This is a genomic window from Archangium gephyra (genome assembly GCF_049060025.1).
Classification (GTDB): domain Bacteria; phylum Myxococcota; class Myxococcia; order Myxococcales; family Myxococcaceae; genus Archangium; species Archangium gephyra_A.
The window spans coordinates 8,714,612-8,738,158 of record NZ_JBMEQQ010000002.1; the positions used below are offsets into that span (position 1 = coordinate 8,714,612).

Consider the following 23,547-nt stretch of genomic DNA (forward strand, 5'->3'; position numbering starts at 1 on the left):
ACACGGCCACTGCGGGCGAGGGCGCCGGGGCTACGGCTGCAGGAGGTACGGGTGCATGGGGCGCCGCCACGGAGGGTAAGGGAGGGGCCGGCGGACGCATCATTGCAGAGTCCGCGAGGTGCGGTTGCGCGGCGGGCCCGGCAGGGGCCTCCCGGGAGGAGGTGCCGACCGGGGAGGGCTGGGGGGGCACGAGTGCCTCGGCCGCCTGGGACACCACGCGCGTCGGCTCGGCAGGTTGCGCCACGGGCTGAGCGGGCGTGACGGGGGGCGCAATAACCGGCAAGGGGGTGGGGGGGGCTGCGACAACCGGTGGATCCTGCTGCAGCTCCGTCAGGACGCCAGGGGACTCCGTGGATGTGGCCGCAGGTTCCCCGGAGAGGAGCCCTGACAGGGTCTCGTGCAGCTCCCGCATCTGCTGAGCGACGGCGCCCTCCTCGCGCTCGGATATCGTGCGCTCGGTTCTGGTCCTTGCGCCTTGGACGCGCTGCCGCGCGGCACGATACTGCACCAGGAGCGCATCCAGGCTTGTGAGGAACTCGCGTGCATGAGCCATCTGCGTGACGGGAACAGACACCGCGCTCCAGCGCGCGCAGTCCAGCTCGAGGTACTCGAGAGAATCGGAGTGGTCTCGCCGGATGGCCGCCACCTGATCCTCAATGGCCTGCCTCGCCTCCTTGTTGTTGCGAGCGGCCTCCTCTTCCTCCAGTCGGAGCGCATAGCGGGTCCGCGCTTCCTCCACGAATGCATCCAGTTGAGCGAAGGCGGGGTGGTCCAGCGCGAGCGCATCCAGCTCGCTGAGGAGCCGCTCCCACAGTGGATCGAGCCTCTTCCCCTCCTCGTCTGCGGGCTCCTCCATGCCTTGCGCGTCCACCGAATTCTGCTCCGAATGTCCGGGTTTCGCGTGCAGTGCGAACTCGCACTCCCCGAAGCGAAAAGCCTCAAGCAGCACTGCGAGCTGCGCCTCGTCCCGCGCCTGAGGAGCCAGGAACGGCCCGAACTGCTCGACGAACGCCTCCAATTCGGGATACGGCAAGAGAAGGGACTCGCTGGCCGCATGCCGCTTGGGAATGCCGAGCGCACGCGCGCGCTCGACGATAGGACGATGGAGGTCGCTCCAGCCACTGAGGAAAAGCCGTGCGATCTCGGGGTACTTCCGGCACCTAGTGGCGACAACGGGCACGGCCCGCGCCATTGAGGCCTTCCCAGGCCGGAAACCTTGCACGCGGACCAAGGAGACGTAGGCCTCAAGCGCGGCGCGAAGGTCAGGGATCGCCACCTTACGGTAGCCCTCCATGACGTGCTTCACCACGAAGTGTAGGAACCGGTCATCCAGACTCCGGATGATCGTTTGCGCGATCGTCGCGCAGTCCTTACCAGCTGCGAGGGGCGGGGCACCGTCAGCGGTCACCATTGCGCTCATGTTCGTCGTCCTGACAGCACCTCCGCAATAGTGTTTTTCGCCGAAGCTCGTGGCCCCTATGCTCAGGCTCACGTGGGGCAGCACCCGTGAGCCTGCCCCGGTTTTGTGGACACACCTCATAAGTTGGCTACACGGGAGGTAGTGTTCATGGAGAGAAGGAAGAGGCGGAGTTTCACCCCGGAGTTCAGGGCCGATGCGGTCCGGCTGGTGCGCGAGGGCAGCAAGAGCCTGCCCCAGGTGGCCAAGGACCTGGACCTGACCGAGTCAGTCCTGCGCAATTGGGTGCGCGAAGCCGACGGTGGCGAGAGCAAGAGTCCAGCAGGCACTCTCACCACGGCGGAGCGGGATGACCTGGTGCGGCTGCGCAAGGAGAACCGCCAGCTGCAGATGGAGCGCGACTTCCTAAAAAAAGCAGCGGCCTTCTTCGCCAAGGAGGGCTCGACGTGAAGTTCGAGTTCATCGAGGCGCAGAAGGCCCATTTCCCCGTGGACTTCATGTGCCAACAGTTGGGCGTGTCGCGCTCGGGCTACTACGCCTGGAAGGAGCGTCCGGAGTCCAAGCGGCACAAGGCGGACCGGTCCCTGGCCCAGCAAGTGGCGGCGGTGCATCAGGAGAGCCGCGGCAGGTACGGCAGCCCGCGCGTGCATGCGGAGCTGCGTGCCCTGGGCTGCCGCGTGAGCCGCAAGCGCGTGGCGCGTCTCATGGGCCAGCAGGGCCTGTGCGCTCGCAAGCGGCGCCGCTTCGTGCAGACAACGGATTCACGCCACACCCAGCCCGTGGCCCCCAACCTCCTCGAGCGCGACTTCTCCCCCGGCCAGCCCAATTGCACCTGGGCTACGGACATCACCTACGTGTGGACGAGGCAGGGCTAGCTCTACCTAGCCGTCGTCATGGACCTCTTCTCGCGCATGATTGTCGGCTGGGCCATGAGCGAGAACATCGACCGGCACTTGGTGCTCAACGCGCTCGACATGGCTCTCAAGGGCCGGCAGCCAGGACGAGGCCTACTGCACCACTCGGACCGGGGCAGTCAGTACGCCAGCGAGGACTACCAGAAGGCGCTGGCTGCTCGCGGGATTCAATGCAGCATGTCGCGCAAGGGCAACTGCTGGGACAACGCCGTGGCCGAGAGCTTCTTCAGCAGCTTGAAGATGGAGCTCGTCCACGAGGCTGACTTCGTCACGCACGAGCAGGCTCGCACGGCGCTCTTCGAGTACATCGAGGTCTTCTACAATCGCAAGCGTCGGTACTCTTCGCTGGGCTACGTGAGTCCAGTGGATTTTGAGCTTGCAGCCTTACCGCAGAAGTTGGCATCTTAACCCTACTATCCACGTAACCGGGGCAAGCCCAACCCGCTCCACCAAGTGCACCGCCGTCACATGTGCGCGCTTCGCATTACAGGAGGGACACACCCCTCGTCCCTTGCACGAGAAGGCGACGAGAAGCTCGTCCTTGCAACTCTCACAGCGCACCCGCGCGAAACCGTGCGCCAGCACACCGCACTCCAGGTACCTGGCGAAGTCCCGCTCCACATACCGGGGCAGGCCTCTCCCCACCTCACTCGCCTCCACCAGCTGAGCTTGCCGCGCGAATTGAGCGGAGCGGGTGGAGTTGCTCGCGCCTCCTTCGGGCGGCGATGTCGGCTCCGCCGGGGTGGGGCGGTTGGTCGTCGGGCTTGGTGGCCCCCGAACCGAAGCGTCGAATCCTATGGTCCGGAGGGACTTCCGCCCTACCGCTGAACGCCTCCGAGCTGGCGGACGTTCAGTTCATCGTCTACGTCGTCGACGGAAGCCCGGTGAAGCAACGCGGTTCCGAGCTTTGCGCGCGTTCTCCTTGCGTTCGAGCTCGTGTGGGCAGGGTGGCTGACCGCTTTGTGTGCAGCAGTGGCACTTGCCGCAGATGAGCCGACCGCAGGCGCAGCTTCCGTTGCGTCCGTACACGAGCGGCCACTCGCCGCAGTCGACCATTCGGTCCTCGAGCAGACCGCCGCAGTGCGCCAGAAGCGTCCGCCGATCGCCATTCGCGTACGTGCCCGTCAGCACGCCGTTCGGATGAAAGGTGAAGCGTTCGATGAGGCGGAACTCGGCCGGCGGTAGGTGGCGGTCCATGACGGCTAGGACATCCATCAGGCGGTCTATGGTCTGAGCGGGATCGGCAATACCGATGCTCGGGGCCAGCGGAGCGCTGCCGGTCCCGGATGAGTAGTCGCGGTTCTCGTTGTCGTCTCTCTCGTCGTCTTGCTCTTCTTCTTCGTCCTGCTTCGCGCGGGCTTCGGCAGGCGGATGTGGTCGGAACAGCGGTTTCAAGCTGCTCGCGTCAGACGGCTGGCCTGATGCCCGTCGCCGCAGCCAGGCGTGCAGAATGAAGAGATAGAGCCACGGCAGGCGCGGAACGGCTGTCCCGCGCGCGTCGCCGCTCGATGTGCTGCGCCAGGCCGTCTCGAACTCGCCCAGGAAGGCCTGCTGCTGCTCGTTCAGTGACGCGAAGCCGGGCGGCTCCAAGCCCCAGATCGTCCACAGCAAGGGCGGCAATTCGTCTTGCCAGCGCCGCGCGAGCACGGAGGCGCTGTCACCGGCGGCATTCCGCAGCGCTGCGAGCGCATCGTTGCGCTGACGGTAATGGGCGAGCGGGTAGTCCCAAGCCCAAGCCGGCATCTCCCTCAGACTAGTGCGCGCGGGAGTCGACATCTCGAACACGTCTCGAAAGAGGCGCAGCAATTGCTCTACTTCGGCGGCGTGAGTCACGCCCAAGACGACGACCGGTTCGGAATTCGTAGCCGTGCCGAAAACGGTTACCGCGCCGTCCTTTTCCAACTGGGTGTGAGGACTGCTAACGCCGCATAGCGTCACCTTTTGCCCGGCGGCGTCGGCCTTGAACGCCTTCACTTTCCAGCGGCCGCTGCGCATGCCGCCATTCACGGTTCGCCTGCAGTTCTTCACATCGACGCCGTGGCGTCCTTCGAGTTGCAGGTCCATCACCTTCCAATTGTGGTGCGCGGGTCGGAGTTGCTCGATCGACACGTCACGCACCTCGAGCCCGAGCGACCGCAGGTAGCGCGCGGCCCACTTCTCGGCGGCACGAGCCGTCAGCATCTGTGCGCGGATGGGCCCTTCGGTGTGCTCGTCGACTGCGCGCGCTTCCACCCACCGGGCAGCCAATTCGCGGTCATCCTCGTCTAAGTCTTTCAGCAGGTCATTAGCTCGCGTGGCCGCGCGCTCGCGAGTCCAGACGGCCACCGACTCCAGCGTTTGTAAGGCCGCGGCGACCGCCGGATGCCGACGCCGGAGGAGCGCGCGAACAACGGACTGGGGCGCGTCTGCCAGCGGCGCCCAATCGTCCATCGGAGCGTCCATAAGCTCGACCCGACCGCCGGGCGCATCGAGCGCGGCAGCGATCCATTCCCACCAGAGTTCGCGTGGGCCGATACGGAGGTCGATGCCACGGCGTCCCCACCGGAGCCTCGCCTCATGCGAAGCGTTTTGAATGGCTTCGCGTGCGAGTTCCACCAGGGGCGCGCGCTGCGCCGGGAGTTGGTGCCATAGGGACTCTATCCAACCGGCGTCTGCCGACAGTTGGCGCTTCGCGTGCCAGTCGATGAAGAGCGACAGCGCCGCTCCCGGATCCTCGCGCAAGTTCTTGAGGACTACGCGCGAACGGTCCGCCGGCGGTGCGACGTGCAGAATTGACCGCACCGCCGGGTCGTCCCAGGCCGCACCGGGTAGATGGGAGCCCAAAGTTCTGAGTAGGCCGACGTCAGCCGGGCGTTCGTCGAGAAGGACAAACAGAAGCGGCAGAACAACCGGAAGGTCGGGCAGCAGTGTTTTCAGATGCGCGATCTCGATCGCGCGGTCTTGAACGCGTGCAACTCGTTCCCAGAGAAGTTCCGCCGACCGCGCATCCGCGAAGTCGAGGCGGCTGGCGCGAACGGCTGCGCGCTTCCCGTCCACCTTTTCGACCACGAGCAGCGAGAGCAGAGTTCCTTCGCTGTCGGCGCGCGCGGCGCGCAGCGCGGCGATCCTGCCCTCGTTGAGGAAGACGGTGTGGGCAGTCTGTCCAGTCAGCGGCTGCGCGAAGCCGAAGCCTTTCGGCAGCACCTCCTTCAAGATGCCGACGACCTGCGCGGGTTCTGCCCTCCGAGGGGTGCTGATGACAATCTTTTTAGCTTTAACCGCGGACACGGTCTCTCTCGCGCGCCTCCGTTCGTCGTTCCACCTCGGCAGAAGGTTCGCGGACACGAGGCCGTGCCCCCGGTCGTCGTCGCCGAAGGAGCCGGTGAAGCTGTCGACGAACTCGGAAAGCCTCGCGATGGCGACGCGCGCCGTGTCCGTCTGCCGCTGCAAGACGCCGGGAACGAGAAGTTTGGAGGCGCCCAGTTCTGCTAGCCGCTGCTCGTTCGTGTCCGCACGCGCGAGCGCCGGGTGGCGCGGGCAGTCCGCCATGTGGAAGTAGATCGCGGGGAAGCGACTCAGGCGAGCGTCCTCGCCGCAGAATGGGCAACAGCTCTCGCGCGCCATGCGGTGCCGCTGCCAGCTGGAGAGGATGCCAGTGACGTCGCGGGCGTATTCCTCCACGAGGAAGGGAGAATCAGCCCGTTTGGACGGCGTAAGGAGAAACTCGAGGGCGTCGCGGTCCCGGTCTCGAACGTAGGTCGACCCGGGGGCGCGCGCGCTCGGCCAGAACCGCTGAACCAGCGTCGTCTCGAGTTCCGGTACCTTGAGGGGAGCGACGCCCGGCTTGCGCTCGCGCATCACGGCAGCGGCGAGCAAGAGGCGAGCGTGCGTCTGCCGCTCGCGAAGGATGGCCGGATGGAGAGGGCAGGTCGGCACGTGCGGCCCGAGGTTGTGGATCCACACGCCGTCCCGCTTGCAGGCCGGGCATGTGAGGCGGTCGCCGGCTTCGGCCTCCAGCGCCTCCCCTTCGGCGGCGGCGCGTCGGAGCAGCTTCGCGTCGTCGTCCGTGCCGGCGTGGCTGCCAGGAATGGGACCGCTCTCGCGCACCCGAAGCAGCGCCGCCCATACCGGGCGAGCGAAGTCGGGGCCCGAGGCTGCCTGAGCGACCGGGTCGAAGTTCGGCCGGTACTCGCGTGGGAGCAGGTTGATGAGCTTGTCCGCGCTAGCACACGCGCGGTCGAGCCGCTTCTCCAGCCATCCCTCGGCCGTGTAGTCGGAGCCGTCGTAGCCAAGGTCGCTGTCGAACGCTTCGCAGGCATCGATGAGCGCGGCGAGGCCGGTCACGACCTCGTGCCGTGCCGCGACCTGCGCGAGAAGGACGTCCGCGCCGAGCTTGCCGAGGCTGGCGCGGAGCTCCATCTCGCCGCGATCTGCCGCGGCGCGCGCCGGGTGCCGAGCGCACTCGAGATTGTGCGCGAGAACTCCTTCGAGCGGGACGACGGTCGCGCAGAAAGGGCAGGGGTCCGTCTCGCGATGCGTGAGGCGTTCCCACAGCTCGAACGCGCCTCTCAGCTCCTCGTCGTACTTCGGAATGAGCGTCGGATGCTTCGCGACCTTTTCGGGTGAGCAGAAGAAGTCGAGGCACCCTTCGATGTAACTGTCGAGGTACCGCGTGCGCCGACCGGGCGGACGGGACGTCGCGCTGGCCTCGGCCGCGGCGAGCGCGGCGGCCAGCGGCGGCGGGAGTTCCGCGCCAGGGAGGCCCATCTCCTCGAGCACCGTCGGCAACAACCTGAGCGCCTCGCGTGCGACGCGGAGGCGCATCACCGCTGGGTGTCCCGGGCAGGTGCTCAGGTGCTCATTCACATACGCGAGTTCGAGGTCCGGGCCACCGCAGCCAGGACAATCCATGCGTTCGGAGCGCGCGCCCTGGGCGGCGCGGAGCTCAGTCAACGCGGTGGTCAGGAGGACAAGATGCCGAGGTGCCGGCTTCTTTCCGAAGTCGTTCACGACGGCGGGGATCGCCTTCCTCACTTCGGTGACATCGAGCTTGCTCCGCTCTTCGGTCGTCGCCGCCATGCAGCCTCCTGTTCGAATGTGCCGCGTGTGGGGAGAAATCCTACCGCGCCCATCGGGCATTCGACGAGGGGCGGCGCGTCATGACCGAGAGGCCCATGCACGCTCTTCAGCGCCGCGGGCTCTTTCGAGCATCGATGCGATCAGGGCCGAGACGCGGTCCGAGGTCGCTGGGGCAGTGAGCGCCTTCGGTGTCGCTTGTTGGCAGACCATTGGTGGCGTCACTCTCTCCCGACCCGCGGCCCTGCGTATAAGTGGGATAGAAGCCATGTTGAGGGTGAGGGCTGGCGCGGAGGGGCCGAGAAGGGCCGCTGCCGGGGCCAGCAAGGCTGCGGGCCGCGCCGGTACACGGGACGGAGCAACCCCATGGGTGGTGGTCTCGAACGACGGCTGGTCGATCATCCGGACCCAGGGATACAACCCCGAAGTGATCGCCGTGTCCCCTACCGGGGACGACGTGGTCCGCGTGCGAGTCACCGACAGGCCCCCCGTGCCGGGGGAGAAACCGGAACCCCCCGAGGAACGGCGGTACTGGGAACTGGTGCGCGCGGTGCTCGTGGCGCCGGAGACGTAGAGAGGAGAGGGAAGTGAAACCCAGGAACAAGGTACCCGGTCCTGTTTCTCGTCCGCCCTGGGGAGAGATCCATCCCCTGCCATGGTCGCTCCGGGCCACCAAGGTCTGGCAGCACCTGTACAACTCCATGGAGCGCTGGGACGGCCTGGTGGGCACCGACATCCAGACGCTGGTTCGAGAGGCCGAGGGGCAAGGTTGTCCTCCACCTCCCGAGACTTCTGGACCGGGAAGGCCCAGACCCCAACTGCCCCAGGGTGTTCCCGCCGCCTGCACGGAGTTGCTCCGCCGGCACCACGACACCTGGTACGGGCCCGCCTACATGCGGGAGCTGGCACACCCGGAGAGCAGGGAAGGTATCCAGAAGAAGAAGGAGCTCAGGCGCCTGATGTTCTGCACGCCTCGCGGTGTGCTGGTGTCCGTGGGGATGGATCCGCCCGTGTCCGTCGTGACGGCCTTCCGTCCCGATCTGCCCGCCGACCTGTCCGGCGGCGATGGTTCGGAACCTCGGGATGAAGACTATTACCAGGAAGCCCGTAGCCGCTGGAGCAGGTTGGTCAACACGTTGGTCAACACAATGTCCGAACAGGATGCATGGAAGGCGGAGGTCCTCCGCGAGATCGAGGAACCCCGCGGGCAGCCTCCTTCGCGAACGAGGGAGGCGTGGGCGTGGATCCGCGCCATCGGTCATGCCCGGGGGCTCGTGGCCCGGGAGCCGGAGGTGGCCCTGCCGCTCCAGGCCGCCGAGCAATCGCTGGCACGGCATCGCCCGGACGCCGTGCGGCTGTTGAAGGGACGCCTCCGCGTCGAGCCGCTCCTGGCTCACCTCGAGTCCTCGCTCGCGGGCGCGCAGTCCGAGGAGACCCAGGACGCATTGCTGGCGTTGGAGGATCTCCTGGTGGTGGCCGAGGTGCTCGGATTCGACGAGCAGCTCGGGCACCTCCTCGGCGAGCTGTCGCGCCTCACCCGGTGGTGGCGGTCCTCGCTGGCCGGCTTCGAGTCGTGGGCGCGTGATCGCCAGGAGGTCTCGGGGCCCGCTGCCCGGCGGTTCTGGGACACCGTCATCACGGCGGCCACGGCTCCTCCGCTCCCAGGATTCCTCCAGGCGTGGCGGGAGTCGCTGGAGTCCTGGACGGCACGCGTCCACCACGCGCTGGAAGGGCTCGCCATCACGGGGGCGCTGGAGCCCGAGGCCGTACTCGGAAAGGGCGTCCCCGGGTTCTTCGTCGTCGCGGAAGGGCACTGCCCCGCTGGATGGGGGCTCCGGCTCTTCATCATCGATGCGGAGAATCCGGCGGGTGCGCTCCTGCACGAGGGCACGGACTATGTTCGTCACGGAAATGGCTGGCGGCTCGAGCAGATGGTGTGGCGGCTCCAGGGGGAGGACGCCACCGCGCTCGTCATGGCCATCGCGGCCCCCATGCTGCCCGAGACGGTGGAGTTGGAGCGGCTCCTGGAGGAGACCGCCTCGTCCACTGAGACGCGGCTGGCGACGGTGCTCCTCACCCCGTCCACTGGACGAACGCCTTGACGGACCAGGCGCGCTCCTGGGCCCGCTGCCGTGGATCCACCCGGCCCAGCGTGGCTCCGCCCTCCGGTGGGCTCAGCCGCCGCAGGGCCACGGAGACATCCTCGCGTGCGGCGAGGGCCGCGAGGACGGCCTCACCGACTGCGATGGCGGGATCCATCCGCACGGGCCACAAGGGCGCCACGACATTCCGGGCTCCGCACGCCAGCAGCGTGCCCGACAGTCCCGCCGCCTGATGGAGCCAATCGCCCACCCGTCCCGTCTCGCACGAGAGGAGGATGACGGTGGCTCCCGCCACACGCCTCGGGTCCTCGGCGACCTGCTCCATCTCCAGGGGCACCAGCGTCCCGGAGCTGTCGAGCAGCATCAGCCGGGCCTGCCGGGGCCCGTCCACCTCGCCATGACACAGCAACACGACGACATCGGCGTCCGCCATCTCGCGCAGGATGTCGTCGGGCGAGGCGGGGCCCTCGACCAGCTCCGGGCATGAGGTTCCGAGCGCCTTACCCCAGACGGCCCCGCGGCTCATACGAACGCGCAGGGGCCGCATGGCCTCGGGGAGCAGCCGGGCCAGTTGTGCTCCCGCCTCGATGGCCCCGGGGAAGCTCACCATGTGGCGCCGGGGTCCCCCGCCCGGGATCGGCCACCGCCAGGAAGGTGCTTCGGGGGCGCTCCAGCGCGGGCCGCGTCTCCAGGTCCATTCTCGCCGCGCACGTGACGGGAACCGAAGGCCACAGGTCCCCGGGAGCCAGCATCCGCAACGCCCCCGTGGGGATCCACAGCAGTTGCGCGGGGCTCTCCGACGACAGCAGACGCCGCAGGGGCGCGACGATGCCCGCCTCCGCCCAGGCCAGCAACGCACGGTAGGCCTCGCCGGGCCCATCCACGGTCACGCTCCGGGACACCGCGTCTTCCTCACGGGGAGGCGGTGGGACCTTCAGCTCCGCCACGAGCACCCGGGGCTTGCCGTCATGTTCGAGGATCGCGGCGAGCATCCCCCGGGAGGTCTGCATCACAGCGAGGGTGGCGGAGCCCGGACGCTCGCGGAGCCATCTCCAGGTGCCCTCGAGCTCGGGCTCACCGCGGAGGAAGGAGGACGAGCCCTGGCGGATGGCATCCAACGCGCGTCCGATGGCCCGCGCGTCGCCCGCGCGGACCGCGGAGAGCCATGTGCCCCACGTGGGGTAGGGGACTCCTTCCGGACGAGCCATCCGGCCGGCGAGGCGGCGCTGGGCCGCGCCCGTCGCACGCACCATCCAGCGCAGGACCCGCTCCGCCCGCTCGCCCGAGAGCACGAAGCCACTGCCTTCCGAGAGTCCCACCAGCCCGGTATCGGCCAGGCGGACCGCCAGGGTAGCGGCCACCTCGGCACCGAGCGTCGCTTCCACCTCACCGGCCCGTTCCTCGAGCAGCAGGTACGGCCGGGCCTCGTCGATGGTCTTCCAGGCCTCCTCCGCCGACTCCTCGAGCTCGGTCACCGAGGGCGCCAGCCGGGACAGGGAGAGCAGGTGACTCGCGGACTGCATGAGCCGATCGTGACTGCCGATACGCCTGGCGGCCTTGAGCGCCGACTTCAAGGCCGTCCTGCCTCGTGCCCACAGCGCCCGGGCGAAGGGAGGATCCCAGGAGATTCCTTCCGGGGGGGGGCGAGCAATCCAGCGGCCGTCCTGCCGATGTTCTCGCAGGTCTCCCAATGGTGCTGGGGATACTCCGCGAGAGTGCGGACCTGGAGCGAGCGTTCCGAGAGGTCCAACCCCTCCAGCACCTGGGGCAGGAACGAGCCGGGCCGCATCAACATGTCCGCGAGGTTGTGGAGGGTATAGGCCCTGTCCAGGTCGGGAGCGTCCGGGGCGAGCGAGTCCAGCCGTGCACGCCACAGCTCGATGGCCTCCTGCCTCTGGCCCCTGAGCTCGGCGAGATCGGCGCGGCAGATGGTTCCGTAGTTGTCGGCGGCTTCCTTGTCGGAGCGCGACAGGAGGGATCTGTCGATGCGCTCGAACTCGGTCCGGGCCTCGGTGAGCATCGCCCGCCCCCGTTCACCGGGAATCTGGGCCCCTTGGATGGTCAGGGTGACAGCCAGATTCAGCCGGGCACTGGCTTCCTGCTCTGGAGAGCCGGCGCGTGCCACCCGTTCCCTGGCCGCAGCGAGGCCGTCGCGCATGGACGCCTCTTGATCTCCACCCCGGCGCGCGGTCCGGAGCTCCTCGAGGTTGCTTCGGGCATTGGCCGCCACGTCGAGCAGGCCCGCGGCTTCGTACTCCGCCACGCACTGCTCGTAGAGCTGCTCGGCTTCCCGCCAGTGCGCCGCGATGTCCCCATCCGTGCGGTAGTGGGTCGCCCGTGCCAGGATCTGCAGGGCGAGGCGGGAGGTCTCGCTCCCCGCAGCGGCTGCTTCCCTGACCTCACGGGCCATCTCCGCGGCCCGGCGGAAATCCCGGACGGGGTGACGCGCATGATCCCGGGGCGCCCAGACCGGGGCCAGCTCGACCAGGAGCCTCCCTCGGACCTGCGGGTCCTTGACCTGCCGCGCGAGCTGCTCGGCTTCCTCGGCGGCGGTGCGCACTTCCTCCGCACGGGCCAGTCCGTCTTCCACGACATGCGCCAGGAGGCGGGCCCGCCCCACCGCGGCCCCGGGACGCTCCTGTGGATCCTGGACCTGGATGAACCGATCGGCGTGCTTGCGGAGTGCCTGCGGGGAGCGATCCTCTTTCGCGTACTGCTCGAGGAGCCTGCGCATCGTGGCGGGATCGGCGTTCAACCGGCGGCCCATCTCCTCCATCATCTTCAGGTCACGGGGGGAGAGGGGACCGATGGCCTCGGTGAGGCGTCGAAGCGCGGGATGGCTCATCGCATGTCCAATGTCCTCCATCATGTCCCGGGGGAGCGGGCCCTCGACGCCGTGCATGGCGCGCTCGATGTCTTCCGCGAACTCCGGGTGGCGCCGGGCGAGCTCCTCCAGACGCCGTTTCAAGGCGGTCTCCCCGGGACTGCAGCGGACGAGCTTCGCGAGCACGATGACCTGCTTGTGGGTGATGTCCCGCAGTTGGTGCTTCTCCGCGATCCGCTCGGCTTCATCGAGCCGTTCGAGCGACCTGCGCAGGCGGACGGGCTCACTGCCCTCCGCCACCAACAGCTCCGCGCGCGCCGCCGTGAGCAACGACTCGACGCGCAGGTAGCCCTCCTTGCGGACCTTCAGCGAACGCTCTACCCATTCCAGGGCCCGCCGGGCATCTCCGGACCCACCCCGTTCGAGCAGGGTCTCCGCGAGTACCCGTCCCAGGCGGGCCTCCTCCCAGGGCGATGGAGCCCCAAATCTCTCCGCCTCCTCGTACAGCGCCAGGGCCCGCGCGACGTCCGGTTCCACTCCGGTCCGGAAGGCATTGCCCGCAAACACCAGCAGGGAGAACAACTCCTTCCGATCGAACTGGAGGCGGCGCGCCTCATCGAGCGCCACCGCCATGGCGTCACGCGCGGCCCGCGTCACCGCGCGGCCTTGTTCATCATCATGAGGATGCGCGCGGAAGGCATTCATGCGCTCGATGCCCTTCTGCACCAGCGCCTCGATGCGCTCCTCGGGAGTCCGCGCGGCCGCGAGCAGCGCATCCGCGGCCCGCTGGTAGCGGGAGCCCTCTCCCCATTCGAGCGAGTGGTGGTAGAGCAGGACCCGCAGGTGCAGCAGCGGAAAGGTGGTGTTCCGCCCGGCCATCTTCTCCACCAGATCCATCAGCGGCTGGACCGACGCCCGTGGTGCACTCCCGGCCACGGAGGCAATGGCCTCGAGGACTTCCTCGCTGGCGTCCAGTCCGGTGAGCCAGATCAACACCGCCTCGGCCCTGTCGGGCCTTACGCGGGCGATGACGAATACGGCATCGAACCCTCGGCTCTCGGGGGCGGTGAGCCCCTGGGGCGCGGTGCCCTGCACGAGGGAGATGGCCCACGCGGGGACTTCGTCGAATGGACCTCGGAGCGTGGGCGGTGGGAGTGACTGCGTGGACGCTTCCGGCGATGCGATGCGCGCGCGAATCCAGCGCAACCTCGCGAGCAGCCCGGGTGCATCGCCGTCGGGTGGAACGAGCCCGAGCAGCCGCTCGGCCACGGAGAGCGCCTCCGGGTGCGCGAGCGGACCAGACGCGAGCAGGCCCCGCGCCACATCACACCGGAGCTCCGCGAGCTCGGGCCCGGGCAGGGACAGCCGGTTCTCGAACCACGTGGCCTGCCCGGCCAACGCCACCGAGGAACCACCGACTCCCAACACGATCTGGTTGAACCGGAGCTTCGCCCGGAGCCGTGTCGTGACCTCGCGAGTACCCGGGTCGCCCTCGAGCTGAGGCGCGGCCCGATCGGCGTGGCGCATGGCGCGCTCGATCAACTCGGGCCGATCCTGCGAGCACATGGTCAACGCGGCGGCCAGATCGTAGCGCGTCGCCGCATGATCCAAGGGGCCTTCGAGCAGCTCCTCGACCACGTCGCAGCAACGCAGCCGTTCCTCATCCGCCTGCCGTGGGAGGAACACCAGGAGCAGTGCTGCGGCCTGGAGCCGCTCCCGGGGCTCGGTGCTCTGGGAGAGGAGGTCGCGCAGGAGCCCGACCGCCTCCACCGCTCGTCCCTCCGCGGCGAGCAGCCGGGCCCGGATGGACGGGTGGACGACGAGCCGCGCTCCCTCGTCGAGGAGCTGGCGGCGGAGGTCCCCAGGCAACTCCGTGGCATGGTTCGCCACCACGCCCTGGAAGAGCTCATCGGCCACGGCGTTCGAGCGGACCCGGCCCGAGAGGCGGTCACGAAGAAGCTGGAGGAGCTCGGCGGAGGGCACTTCCCCATGACGTCGGGGGCGGAGCCGCTCCAGGGCCAGGAGCGTCTGTCCAGCGGTTCCCTCGAGCAGTGCCTCGGCCTCGCGCAGCCGCGCCTCCGCGAGCTCGTCACGTCCCCCCTTCCAGTCCAGTTCCACGAGGAGCCGGGTGGCATCGAGCACGGAGGCGAGATCTCCGATGGCGCGCGCGTCTCGCAGGCCGAGCTCGAGCTGGTGGGCGGCATCGGAGGGACGTGCCAGGGCGAGATACGCCTGCGCCAGATGGATGCGGCAGAGGTCGCGGTTGGCGCTGGGCTGCTGGCGCGCTTGCAACGCCAGGGCATGCTCCAGGTGCTGGACGGCCTCGGCGGCCATGTTGGAGCGGAGGAGCACCAGGCCCAGGCCCATCAAGGGCGCAACGGCCAGGAGGGGACCGGCCTCCGCGGGCAGGGTGCCGACGGACTCACGGGCCAGGCGCATGGCCTCCGGGGCCTCATCGGGAGTGCCATGAAGGAGCAACATCTGCGCGAGCGTGGCCAGGCGAGCGGTCTTCAGCCTGGGGCTCCGTGCGTCCTCGAGCGCCCGACGGGCGTGTTGGATGGCGCGTCTTCCCGCCTGCGGTTGTCCCTGCTGGGCGCGCAGCGCCTCCAGGTCGGCGAGCAGCTCGTGGATGTCCGAGGCCAGGTCGATGGGCTCCGCGCGAGGCAGGAGAGAGGAGAGGGCGGCCACCTTCTGCTCGAGTTCCTCCAGGGACGCGGGTGGACCGCCCATCCTCCGCACGAGCGCGGCACGCACCAGGGCACCTTCCGCCTGCACTTCGGTGAGGACATGGCCCAGGCTCCGGCCCAGTTCGGCGGCGGCGCGAAGATCCCGGACCGCGTGCTCGTGCCAGGTGGCATCCCAGGAGGAGAGCTGCAGCGCCGTATTGCCGCGCAGGAAGAGCAACTCGGCCCCCTCGACGGGATGGGTCACCGTCGAGAGCAGTCCATCGAGGATGAAGATCCGGAACGGGAACAGCTCCGCGCGGCCCAGATCGTAGATCGCAGTGGCCGCATCACGCGTGAACGTCGCCGGCCAGCTCGCGGCTCCAGGCGCTCCACCCAGCCATCGGAGCAGGAGCAGGCAGGAGAGCAGCCTCGGGAGTGGCTCGAGTCCACGAAGCGCCTCACGGACCTCCGTGAGCCCCTCCACCTCCAGTGGGATCGGGGGCTCCCGCGAGACGGCTTCCCAGAGCGGCTCGAACGTGACGTGATGGGGACCCCCCACGTGTCGGGACAGTTCCACGGCACGCGTACGGAATTGCTCCACGGCTTCCCGGATCATTCGCCCCTCCGCACCGTCGTGCGTCGTGACGGGGCGAGAGGTCCCCGCCTCTCCGCCTACTGTACGGGGGCGTGATCCTCGTTGTCGACGACGGAGCGCGCTCCGTCGGCTTGGGCGCAATGGGCGCAACGGTAGAAGGTGCCGTTCGCCTCGATGCCGTGGCCTAGCACCTTGCCTCGTCTCCTCCTCACCTGCTTGGGGGACCAGAAATGGCCGCAGGTGTGCGCCTGGAGCGAAGACGCCGTGAAACCTCGTGAGGTTTGCCCGAGGCGGAGGCACCAGGGACGCCACACGCCGTAAGAATTCCAGCTCGGTGAAGAGCAGGTGCGTGGTGCCGTCGGGCAGCGGGCGCTTCATTCGGTAAGCGATGCGGCCATCCTCCGCTCGTGACAAACGCTCCAGCGCCAGCGCACCGCGTGCCCCGTAGGGGCACAGCCGCTCCAGCCCCTGCCAGTCGTTCGCGTGAAGGTGCGTGTTGGCATGCAGGGAGAATCCCTCCAGGAAGGCGCACCGGGGCTGCTTTCTGGGAGGGGGCCGGACGTCCAACTCCGTCCAGCGCAGCCGCTGCCGCAGCGAGTGTGCCTGGTAGGCCTGCCGCGCGTCCTCGGGCCCTTGAGCGGGGAGGGCCCCTCTTTTCTCCAGCAGGCGTAGCACCCGGTGGCGCACCACCCTCAGCAGCCGCTCCACCTCTGCTTGCGTGGGCGGGGGCAACGGCTCGAAGCACACTCCGCCCTCTCGTGGCACGAAGACGCCATCCGGAACCAGCGAGTGGAAGTGCGGCGTCACTTGCAACGCCGAGCCGAAGAACTGGATGAACGACACGGCCCCAACCTGCCCGCCACGCAGGCCCTGCCGCCGTGCCCTCCGGCGCTGCAGGGCGAACACCGCGCGCAGGAAGAGGGTGAGGACGTCCGAGACGAGTCCCACGTCCTTGAGCAGCACCCACCGTACTCGGTGAGGAAAGGACAGCGTCCACTGACGATAGGGCACGTACGGCAGCACCTGCTTCGTCAGATGCGCCGCCGTCGCATGCCCGCTTCGCATTGCAGGATGGGCACCCCCCTCGTCCCTTGCCTGTTCGTGTGGTTGGATGCTTACGAGCGCTGGAGGCGCAGGAGGGTCGCGGCCCGCACCGGATTGCCCCCTTCCAGGGCCGCCAGGGCCGCTGCGACGTGCCTTGCTACATTGCTACAGCAGGCCCGCGCTGGAGTTCTGCTCCACCCTCGCCGTTGCCTCTAACGGCCGGCTCGCCTCTTCCGGCTTCGGCTCTGCCCCCCATTTGAGGAGCAGCAGGAACACATGACACACATGACGATGCCGACTTACAACAGCACCATCTGCCGGCAGTGTCCGTACCATCCCGGTGGGCCCCTGGCCCTGCCCCCGACCACACGTGCCCATCAGCCGCTCGCCATCGAGCAGCGCGGCTCAGACGTCCTGATTGTCGCCCGGGCGCCTGGCGTCGATGAATGGGAGGACGGCCACCCATTGATTTCGCCTAACCCTCAGTCGGCGGCCCACCGGCTACGGAAGTCGTGGCTCAGGATCGGAAAGAACCGGCAAGACTACGACATCACCAACGCGGTACTCTGCTATCCGGGCAAGCCACCGAGTAGCCCGGATGGAAAGCCGCCCCGCGACAATCCCCCCGACGCAGTGGCGCTGGTGCAGTGCCGTCATTGGCTTCAGGGGACTATCAATTCCGGACGCTACCGGAAAATCGTAACGCTTGGAGATGAGGCTCGTGCTGCGGTTGTGGCCTGTGGGCTGCCATCCGGCGTAAATGTCGTCTCTGTCCCGCACCCGTCATCGGGCAGGCTGTTCAACAGTGCGCTAGTGGAGTGTCCGCGAAGTTTTTGGACATAGTCGCCGAGGGCCTATGTCCGGAGCCCCGCTTGGGGAACGGCACCGGCCCCAGGACTATGTCCAAGGATTTGCAATACACTCCACTAGTGGAGTGTCCGACAAGTTTTTCAACATAATCGGGCCAGCGGGTAGGTTGGGTGGACGAAGAGACCGGGTAAGTTGGGTGGATGAGGAGACGACCGCCGCATCTCCTCCACCTTTCGCCTGGGGAAGTGGCCTACCTCAAGACGCTGGTGGAGGACGGACGTACCGAGCAGCGCGTCGCGCGTCGAGCGCGCATCCTGCTGGCCATGACCGCCCCGGACATCGTCGTGTCGGAGCTGGCCGACAGACTCGAACTGGAGCGCACCACCATTTGGAACTTGTGTCGTCGCTACGAAGCATACGGTGTCGATGTGGTGCTGGATGCACCCCGCTCCGGCCGTCCGCGGGAGCTTTCCCCCCCTGCAGCGAGTGGAGGTGGAGCAGTTGGCATGTTGTGAGCCGGCGGGCGTCGGTTTGGAGATGACGCACTGGTCCACCCGGAGCCTGGCCCTGGTGGCACGTCAGCGTGGCATTGCGCCCACCATCTCTCACTCCACGGTGGCGCTCATCCTGCACGACGCTGACTTGCAGCCGCACCGCACGCGTTACTGGAAGACACCCACCCTGGACGACACTTTCCGTCACAAAGCGGCCCAGGTGCTGTGGTGCTATGAGCAAGCGCAGCAGTTGGCCCAGAAGGGCGAAGTGGTGTTGTGCGTGGACGAGAAGCCCAACATCCAGGTGCTGCACGGCGACCAGCCCGTGCGGTCCATGCAGCCCGGCCTCATCGAGCACCGGGAGTTCGAGTACAAGCGGCACGGTACGGTGAACCTCCTGGCCAAGCTGGTAGTGCACTCCGGCCGCATGCGCAGCTGGGACCTGGAGAGAAACAACGGGGACTGCTTGCGAGCCGTACTGCCGCAACTCCTTGGGGACCATCGCGACGCCAGGCGCATCCACCTCATCTGGGACAACGGCTCCAGTCACACCGCCAGGCAGACGCTCGACTTCCTTCGCACCCACTACCCGCACGTCCGGGTGATTTTCACTCCAGCTCATGCCTCCTGGCTCAATCAGGCGGAGTTGCTGCTTCGCGCTTTCACCGAGCGCTACCTGCAACGAGGGGACTGGGCCAGCCGTGACGAGCTCATCAAGCACCTCGACGCCAGCTGGCCCGAGTACAACCGCCTCTACGCCCACCCCTTCACCTGGTCCTGGACTCGCGCCAAGATGCGTTCGTGGGTGGACCGGCACCTGTCCTGACTATGTTGAAAAACTTGTCGGACACTCCACTAGACAACGCGCTGTCCTGAAACAGGGTCGCGGTGAGACCAGCTATCAGGCGTATGGCGGGATGGGGGCCCTGCTGCGGGTGGAGTGCTGGAACAGGGAGGGAGCATGGGAGGGCTGCTGACGGGTGCGCCAGGGCGCCTCGACCGGGAGCTGAAGCAGAGGGTAGGTGATTGGTGGCTAGATTCCGACATTCACTCCTGTAGCGCACGTTCTCGGAGGAATCTCTCCAGGGCTTGGGCCTCGACACGCACCGCGTTGGAGATGCGGATGTGGGGTAATGTGCCCTGAGCGCACAGCCGGTACACTGTGGCCCGGCACACCCCCAACCGCTCCGCGACCTCCCGGACGGTCAGCAATCGCTCCGGCTCGCTGGACCTGGGGGGCACCGGGGTAGGGTGCAGCAGCAAGGTAGCAGCAAAATCCTTGGTGCCCGCGCGTACTGGATGGGACGGCTGGACAGACCCGGCTTCAGAAACCCGAGTATTTACGTAGGGTTGTGAACCGCTGGTAACGCCTGGACGCTCCCCGGCCTTGGTTCGGGACCAAGGGGTCGCAGGTTCAAATCCTGTCTCCCCGACCATTAGAAGGGCGCGGAATCCTTGGAGAAATCCTCGGGTCCGCGCCCTTCGTCTTTCCGGGGCCAGGAGGCCAGCGGCAAACCCGCGGCAAGCGGCGAGGGTTCACCTCCGGCGGCCCCTGGGATGACTCGGCTGGGGCTGGCTCGGGCGCTGCGAAGTCGAGTCGGCGAGGCCTTTGCGAAGTCACTTTTTCGGCTCCGCATGGGACACGCGCCGCGGTTTTTCGTCCTTGAGGTGATGCGTTTGTTGTTCCCATCGACGCGGGCGCCGGACTCCGGCGTTTGCCCAAGGAGATGATTGTGACGAAGAAGCAGGCGCGTTCCTGGGTTGTTCCTCTGGCGCTCTTCAGCGTGGTGGGTTGCACCAGCGCTGAGGTCGATGAGTCGAGCAAGTCCACTCCGCGGGACGCTGAGGTGAAGGCGTGGGTGCCCGGGACGCCGCTGCCCACCCACGCGCACGCCGACGGAACGACGCACACGCTCGAGATGGACTGGGTGCGCCATGAGGGCTCAATCGAGGACCTGACCGACCACTCGGCGTTGATCATCGGTGGTCGGGTGGAGTCCACGCGCTTCGACGTCATGCGCGCCTACGCGCAGTCCAAGGTGGAGGGGCAGCCCACTGGAGAGGCGAGCGGCATCTACAGCGACCTTCCGGTGACCATCGCGACCGTGCGGATCAACGGCCTGGCGCGCTCCTCGCTGGGCCTCGAGAGTGCCTCGGGTGGGGCGCTCGCGCAGGGCGCCACGGTGGACATCATGTTCCCCGGCGGTCTGCTCTCCGACGGATGCACGCTGGAGCCGCGGGACAACCCGCTGCCGAAGGTGGGCGAGCAGGCGATCTTCTTCCTCACGCCGCAGGGAGGCTCCGGGACGCTGGCGGCGAGCTCCACGATGGGCCTCTACTCCGTGACGGGCGGACCGCTGGGCCGCATGCGGGTGAAGGAGGACCGCGTGCAGGGCGAGCCGGCCGCCGCGCTGCTCGACCGGGTGGAGGCCCGCGCGCAGGCCGTGCAGTACCTGGGTCCCGACACGCGCGAGGAGACCGTGTTGAAGGCGGGCTCCGACGGGGTGACCGCCCAAGCCTGGTGCGGGGTGAAGTTCTTGGGCTACAAGTGGTGCCGCAAGCCCACGACCGTCACCTACACGGACTACACGAGTACGCGGTGGCCTGTTGGCGACGCCTTGACCGCGTGGATGAACACGGGCGTCCCGAACAGCTTGTCTCTCTCCTGGCGTTCCAGCGGCACCTCGGACGTCACGGTGCACGAGAGCTACTACGGCTACACCGGCTGGCACGCGTACGGGACGAATTCCTGGTCAGGCTCCTGCATGACCGGAAGCAACTTGAAGTTGAACAACACCTATTACACGGGCGCGCACCACGCGAAGACCCTCACGCTCCACGAGATCGGGCACACCCTCGGCATCGGCCACCACACGGATTGCAACTCCATCATGTACACGAACCCCCCGCAGTGTGCGGCCGCCCTCACGTCCTGCGACGCGCAGGCGGCAGCGGAGCTCTACCCGTACTGAGCGCAGGCTGCTGAGAGGTGGACCCAAGACCGCTGTCTACGGAGTGTCCAGGCCCCAGCGCTGCATCAGCCGGTACACCTGCGTCCGGTGCAGCCCCAGCGCGCGCGCCGCCGCGCTGACGTTGCCGCCGTGCGCGGCCAGCGTGGCCTCCAGCGTCGCGCGGTCCGGAGCCGCCGGGGCAGGGGAGGCGGCCGCGGCCTCGGTGGGGCCTTCCAGCGGCAGGCCCGCCTCCGCGTCCAGGTGCTCCGCGCGCAGGGAGCGGGTGCCGGAGGCGGTGGCCTCGCGTGCCGCGCGCCGGGCCTCCCCGAGCAGCTCGCGCACGTTGCCGGGCCAGGGGCGGAACAGGCAGGCCTCGACGAAGGTGGCGTGGAGGGCGGGCATGGGGGCGTCCCGGAGCGCATGCGCGAGCAGCCATGGCACCTCCTCCAGCCGCTCGCGCAGGGGCGGCAGGCGCACGCGGGCCTGGGCCAGCCGGTGGTAGAGGTCCGCGCGGAACTGGCCGGCGGCCACCGCGGCGCGCAAGTCCCGGTGCGTGGCCGAGCACACCCGCACGTCCACCGGCTGCGCCCGCGAGGCCCCCAGCGCCAGCACCTCGCGCGTCTCCAGCACGCGCAGCAGCTTGGCCTGGACCTCGGGTGACAGCTCCGCCACCTCGTCGAGGAAGAGGACGCCCCGGTCCGCGGCCTGCACGTAGCCCTCCGTGTCCGCCTCCGCGCCCGAGTACGCGCCGCGCCGCGAACCGAAGAGCAGCCGCTCGGCGACGCTGGCGGGGACGGCGGCGCAGTTGATGGCGACGAAGCGCCCTCGCGCGTTGGGGCCGGACTGGTGGTAGGCGCGCGCGGCCAGCTCCTTGCCCGTGCCGCTCTCTCCGGTGATGAGCAGCGTCTCTCCGGCCAGGGCGGCCGGGGCCACCTGCTCCAGCACCCCGTGGAACATGGGGCCCCGCACCACGTCCGGACCGCGGACGACGTCCGCGCCGGCCAGGGGGCGCACGTCGTCCCGGAAGAGGGCCAGCGTGTTGCCCAGCCGCAGCACGCGGGGGTGGGTGAAGGTGCGGCGGCCCGTTACCTGCTCGCCGTCCACGAACGTCCCGTTGCGGCTGCCCAGGTCCTCGACGTGCCAGTGCGGGCCCTCGCGGCACACCTCCGCGTGCTGGCGGGACAGGCGCTCGTCCGGCAGCGGCAGCTCGCCCGCGCCCTCGCGCCCCAGCACCCGGCGGCCGCGGGTGAGGGGGACGGGGCGGAACAGCGGCGCGCCGCCGGAGAAGACGAAGACGAGCCCGGGCCGGGGCGGCTCCGGCGCGGCCGGCTCCAGCTGGCTGTCCTCCTGTGTCTCCAGACCCGTTCGCATCCCGCGGAGGCTGGCACAGGCGGCTCGGGCCCCGCCAGTGACATGCAGGCCACCCGCCCGGCCCCATTCCCGGAGCGGGGCCGGGCAGGGCTGTCGCGGGACGATGCTTCCGTGTCAGCCTCCGGGGGTGGAACTCCCTGAGGAGGGGACGCATGGACTGCCCGGACCTGGAGACATGGCGGGCCTGGAGCCTTGGCACGCTGCCGGCACGGACGCTGCGCGAGCTCGCGTCGCATCGCGAGGGCTGCGCGCGGTGCCGGCTCCTCGGCCCGGGCCCGGGCGCCGCGACGGCGGATGACGTCTCGGCGGCCACGGGGGAGGGACTCCGGCCCGTGTCGCGCCCGCTGATGCGGGGCACGAGCGTGGGGCGCTACGTCGTGCTGGAGCCGGTGGGCTCCGGCGGCATGGGCGTGGTGTACGCGGCGTATGACCCGAAGCTCGACCGCAAGGTGGCCCTCAAGCTCGTGCGCACGGACGCGGACGTGCCCGGGGCGGCCCGGCAGCAGCGGCTGCTCCAGGAGGCGCAGGCGCTCGCGCGGCTCTCCCACCCGAATGTCGTCTCCGTGCACGACGCCGGCAGCTACCTCCGGGACCAGGTGTTCCTGGCCATGGAGTTCGTCGACGGCGGCACGCTGCGCGACTGGCTGAAGGACGGCCCCCGCGCCTGGCGCGACACGGTGCAGGTCTTCCTCCAGGCGGGGCGGGGGCTGGCGGCCGCGCACGCCGCGGGGCTCGTCCACCGCGACTTCAAGCCCGACAACGTCCTGCTCGGCGGGGACGGCCGCGCGCGCGTCACCGACTTCGGGCTCGCGCTCCTCCACGCCGAGGCGGAGCGCGAAGGCGCGGGCGGCGCTCCCGTGGTGGGCACGCGCGGCTACCAGGCGCCGGAGGTGCTGGCGGGCCGCCCCGCGGACGCACGCGCCGACCAGTTCTCCTTCTGCGTCGCGCTGTACGAGGCGCTCCACGGGCGCAGGCCGCCCGCCCCCTCCAGCGCGCTCCGCATCCCCGCCCGCGTGCGGCGGGTGCTGCGGCGCGGCCTGTCCCTGGAGCCGCGCGAGCGCTACCCCTCCCTGGACGCGCTGCTGCAGGAGTTGACGCGGGACGCGAGCGCCACGCACGCGCGCCGGCTGGGCCTCGGGGCCCTCGCGCTGGCGGTGCTCACCGGCGTGGGCCTCTTCCCCTACAAGCGCTGGCGCGAGGAGCGCAGGTGCGCCGAGTCCGCGAGCCTCGCGGGCCTGTGGGACGGCGCGCGCAGGGACGCGGCGGCCCGGGCCTTCACGGCCCTCGGGCGCCCCTTCGCGCTG

At 69.0% G+C, this 23,547-nt stretch carries 13 protein-coding genes and 2 pseudogenes; 8 read left to right on the forward strand and 7 right to left on the reverse strand.

Going from position 1 to position 23,547, the window contains the following annotated elements:
• Window positions 1-1,567: 1,567 nt before the first annotated feature.
• Window positions 1,568-2,739 (forward strand): annotated as a pseudogene (locus ACN28I_RS38150) (IS3 family transposase).
• Here the strand turns inward: ACN28I_RS38150 and ACN28I_RS38155 are convergent.
• Window positions 2,716-2,991 carry a transposase zinc-binding domain-containing protein gene (locus ACN28I_RS38155; protein ID WP_420946821.1) on the reverse strand — a complete coding sequence of 92 codons (276 nt, stop codon included), beginning with the start codon at window positions 2,989-2,991 and terminating at the stop codon, window positions 2,716-2,718. The pseudogene ACN28I_RS38150 and the gene ACN28I_RS38155 sit on opposite strands and share 24 nt — an antisense overlap.
• A 195-nt stretch (window positions 2,992-3,186) precedes the next feature.
• Window positions 3,187-7,389, reverse strand: coding sequence for a hypothetical protein (locus tag ACN28I_RS38160; RefSeq protein ID WP_420946822.1), 4,203 nt, complete (start codon window positions 7,387-7,389; stop codon window positions 3,187-3,189).
• 367 nt (window positions 7,390-7,756) lie between these two features.
• On the opposite strand from ACN28I_RS38160, the gene ACN28I_RS38165 reads away from it, so the two are divergent.
• The gene (locus ACN28I_RS38165) at window positions 7,757-7,960 is read left to right on the forward strand and encodes a hypothetical protein (protein WP_420946823.1); all 204 of its coding nucleotides are present in this window, start codon (window positions 7,757-7,759) and stop codon (window positions 7,958-7,960) included.
• A 13-nt stretch (window positions 7,961-7,973) separates the two neighbouring features.
• On the forward strand, window positions 7,974-9,488 hold the full coding sequence (locus ACN28I_RS38170; protein ID WP_420946824.1) for a hypothetical protein: 1,515 nt from the start codon (window positions 7,974-7,976) through the stop codon (window positions 9,486-9,488).
• On the opposite strand, the gene ACN28I_RS38175 is transcribed toward ACN28I_RS38170, so the two are convergent.
• The 3 genes from ACN28I_RS38175 to ACN28I_RS38185 are packed head-to-tail and all read right to left on the reverse strand — an operon-like array spanning window position 9,460 to window position 16,638.
• Complete coding sequence (locus ACN28I_RS38175) at window positions 9,460-10,014, reverse strand: CHAT domain-containing protein (RefSeq protein WP_420946825.1); 555 nt, start codon at window positions 10,012-10,014, stop codon at window positions 9,460-9,462. The genes ACN28I_RS38170 and ACN28I_RS38175 overlap by 29 nt on opposite strands.
• Entirely contained in the window at window positions 9,989-11,062 is a 1,074-nt protein-coding gene (locus tag ACN28I_RS38180; RefSeq protein WP_420946826.1) for a hypothetical protein, read from the reverse strand. The genes ACN28I_RS38175 and ACN28I_RS38180 overlap by 26 nt, the downstream gene beginning before the upstream one ends.
• Window positions 11,059-16,638 (reverse strand): transposase, encoded by a 5,580-nt coding sequence (locus ACN28I_RS38185; RefSeq protein WP_420946827.1) that lies wholly within the window; start codon window positions 16,636-16,638, stop codon window positions 11,059-11,061. Before ACN28I_RS38185 ends, ACN28I_RS38180 begins: the two co-directional genes overlap by 4 nt.
• 270 nt (window positions 16,639-16,908) lie before the next feature.
• Between ACN28I_RS38185 and ACN28I_RS38190 the strand changes: the two genes are divergently transcribed.
• From ACN28I_RS38190 to ACN28I_RS38200, 3 genes are all read left to right on the forward strand, one after another.
• Window positions 16,909-17,460: a uracil-DNA glycosylase family protein gene (locus ACN28I_RS38190; protein WP_420948793.1), complete on the forward strand. Its 552-nt coding sequence runs from the start codon at window positions 16,909-16,911 to the stop codon at window positions 17,458-17,460.
• A gap of 212 nt (window positions 17,461-17,672) precedes the next feature.
• Entirely contained in the window at window positions 17,673-17,942 is a 270-nt protein-coding gene (locus ACN28I_RS38195; RefSeq protein WP_420940706.1) for a helix-turn-helix domain-containing protein, read from the forward strand.
• A 22-nt stretch (window positions 17,943-17,964) separates the two neighbouring features.
• Window positions 17,965-18,747 carry an IS630 family transposase gene (locus tag ACN28I_RS38200; protein WP_420940705.1) on the forward strand — a complete coding sequence of 261 codons (783 nt, stop codon included), beginning with the start codon at window positions 17,965-17,967 and terminating at the stop codon, window positions 18,745-18,747.
• 221 nt (window positions 18,748-18,968) lie between these two features.
• Here ACN28I_RS38200 and ACN28I_RS38205 read toward each other — a convergent pair whose 3' ends face one another.
• On the reverse strand, window positions 18,969-19,358 hold the full coding sequence (locus tag ACN28I_RS38205) for a helix-turn-helix domain-containing protein (protein WP_420946828.1): 390 nt from the start codon (window positions 19,356-19,358) through the stop codon (window positions 18,969-18,971).
• Window positions 19,359-19,654: 296 nt separating this feature from the next.
• Between ACN28I_RS38205 and ACN28I_RS38210 the strand changes: the two genes are divergently transcribed.
• The gene (locus ACN28I_RS38210) at window positions 19,655-20,893 is read left to right on the forward strand and encodes a matrixin family metalloprotease (protein WP_420946829.1); all 1,239 of its coding nucleotides are present in this window, start codon (window positions 19,655-19,657) and stop codon (window positions 20,891-20,893) included.
• Window positions 20,894-20,929: 36 nt separating this feature from the next.
• Here the strand turns inward: ACN28I_RS38210 and ACN28I_RS38215 are convergent, their stop codons facing one another.
• Entirely contained in the window at window positions 20,930-22,243 is a 1,314-nt protein-coding gene (locus ACN28I_RS38215) for a sigma 54-interacting transcriptional regulator (RefSeq protein ID WP_420946830.1), read from the reverse strand.
• Window positions 22,244-22,647: 404 nt separating this feature from the next.
• On the opposite strand from ACN28I_RS38215, the pseudogene ACN28I_RS38220 reads away from it, so the two are divergent.
• Window positions 22,648-23,184, forward strand: a pseudogene (locus tag ACN28I_RS38220) (serine/threonine-protein kinase); the annotation flags it as partial.
• Window positions 23,185-23,547: the final 363 nt, after the last annotated feature.